The organism is Pseudomonas botevensis (assembly GCF_019145475.1).
Classification (GTDB): Bacteria; Pseudomonadota; Gammaproteobacteria; order Pseudomonadales; family Pseudomonadaceae; genus Aquipseudomonas; species Aquipseudomonas botevensis.
Map to the genome: position 1 here is coordinate 1 of NZ_JAHTKI010000034.1, position 2,500 is coordinate 2,500.

At 52.4% G+C, this 2,500-nt stretch carries 1 rRNA gene (cut by a window edge); it reads right to left on the minus strand.

The features are described 5' to 3' along the window. Nucleotides 1-192: 192 nt before the first annotated feature. Nucleotides 193-2,500, minus strand: a 23S ribosomal RNA gene (locus KVQ74_RS27365); it runs 583 nt beyond the window's last position.

The following is a 2,500-nucleotide window of genomic DNA, read 5'->3' on the forward strand; positions in this document are numbered from 1 at the left end:
AGGTGGTTCCAACGCTCTATGGTCGTCAAGAAATTCGGGTACTGACTCGTGACCAGATGGCCTCGCTTCAGCAAATTGGGTACGTGACAGTCGGTGTTTTGTGAGTTGCAAACTTTCGGTTCACTTCGTCTTCACACACCGCAATCTGGTTGCTCTGGGTTACAGAGCCGACGCAAATTGCTTGGGTGTTATATGGTCAAGCCTCACGGGCAATTAGTATTGGTTAGCTCAACGCCTCACAGCGCTTACACACCCAACCTATCAACGTCGTAGTCTTCGACGGCCCTTCAGGGAACTCAAGGTTCCAGTGAGATCTCATCTTGAGGCAAGTTTCCCGCTTAGATGCTTTCAGCGGTTATCTTTCCCGAACATAGCTACCCGGCAATGCCACTGGCGTGACAACCGGAACACCAGAGGTTCGTCCACTCCGGTCCTCTCGTACTAGGAGCAGCCCCTCTCAAATCTCAAACGTCCACGGCAGATAGGGACCGAACTGTCTCACGACGTTCTAAACCCAGCTCGCGTACCACTTTAAATGGCGAACAGCCATACCCTTGGGACCGGCTTCAGCCCCAGGATGTGATGAGCCGACATCGAGGTGCCAAACACCGCCGTCGATATGAACTCTTGGGCGGTATCAGCCTGTTATCCCCGGAGTACCTTTTATCCGTTGAGCGATGGCCCTTCCATACAGAACCACCGGATCACTAAGACCTACTTTCGTACCTGCTCGACGTGTCTGTCTCGCAGTCAAGCGCGCTTTTGCCTTTATACTCTACGACCGATTTCCGACCGGTCTGAGCGCACCTTCGTACTCCTCCGTTACTCTTTAGGAGGAGACCGCCCCAGTCAAACTACCCACCATACACTGTCCTCGATCCGGATAACGGACCTGAGTTAGAACCTCAAAGTTGCCAGGGTGGTATTTCAAGGATGGCTCCACGCGAACTGGCGTCCACGCTTCAAAGCCTCCCACCTATCCTACACAAGCAAATTCAAAGTCCAGTGCAAAGCTATAGTAAAGGTTCACGGGGTCTTTCCGTCTAGCCGCGGATACACTGCATCTTCACAGCGATTTCAATTTCACTGAGTCTCGGGTGGAGACAGCGCCGCCATCGTTACGCCATTCGTGCAGGTCGGAACTTACCCGACAAGGAATTTCGCTACCTTAGGACCGTTATAGTTACGGCCGCCGTTTACCGGGGCTTCGATCAAGAGCTTCGCGTTAGCTAACCCCATCAATTAACCTTCCGGCACCGGGCAGGCGTCACACCCTATACGTCCACTTTCGTGTTTGCAGAGTGCTGTGTTTTTAATAAACAGTCGCAGCGGCCTGGTATCTTCGACCGGCATGGGCTTACGGAGCAAGTCCTTCACCCTCACCGGCGCACCTTCTCCCGAAGTTACGGTGCCATTTTGCCTAGTTCCTTCACCCGAGTTCTCTCAAGCGCCTTGGTATTCTCTACCCAACCACCTGTGTCGGTTTGGGGTACGGTTCCTGGTTATCTGAAGCTTAGAAGCTTTTCTTGGAAGCATGGCATCAACCACTTCGCGTCCTAAAGGACACTCGTCATCAGCTCTCGGCCTTAAGATCCCGGATTTACCTAAGATCTCAGCCTACCACCTTAAACTTGGACAACCAACGCCAAGCTGGCCTAGCCTTCTCCGTCCCTCCATCGCAATAACCAGAAGTACAGGAATATTAACCTGTTTTCCATCGACTACGCTTTTCAGCCTCGCCTTAGGGACCGACTAACCCTGCGTCGATTAACGTTGCGCAGGAAACCTTGGTCTTTCGGCGTGGGTGTTTTTCACACCCATTGTCGTTACTCATGTCAGCATTCGCACTTCTGATACCTCCAGCAAGCTTCTCAACTCACCTTCACAGGCTTACAGAACGCTCCTCTACCGCATCACCTAAGTGATACCCGTAGCTTCGGTGTATGGTTTGAGCCCCGTTACATCTTCCGCGCAGGCCGACTCGACTAGTGAGCTATTACGCTTTCTTTAAAGGGTGGCTGCTTCTAAGCCAACCTCCTAGCTGTCTAAGCCTTCCCACATCGTTTCCCACTTAACCATAACTTTGGGACCTTAGCTGACGGTCTGGGTTGTTTCCCTTTTCACGACGGACGTTAGCACCCGCCGTGTGTCTCCCATGCTCGGCACTTGTAGGTATTCGGAGTTTGCATCGGTTTGGTAAGTCGGGATGACCCCCTAGCCGAAACAGTGCTCTACCCCCTACAGTGATACATGAGGCGCTACCTAAATAGCTTTCGAGGAGAACCAGCTATCTCCGAGCTTGATTAGCCTTTCACTCCGATCCACAGGTCATCCGCTAACTTTTCAACGGTAGTCGGTTCGGTCCTCCAGTCAGTGTTACCTAACCTTCAACCTGCCCATGGATAGATCGCCCGGTTTCGGGTCTATACCCAGCGACTAAACGCCCTATTAAGACTCGCTTTCGCTACGCCTCCCCTATTCGGTTAAGCTCGCCACTGAA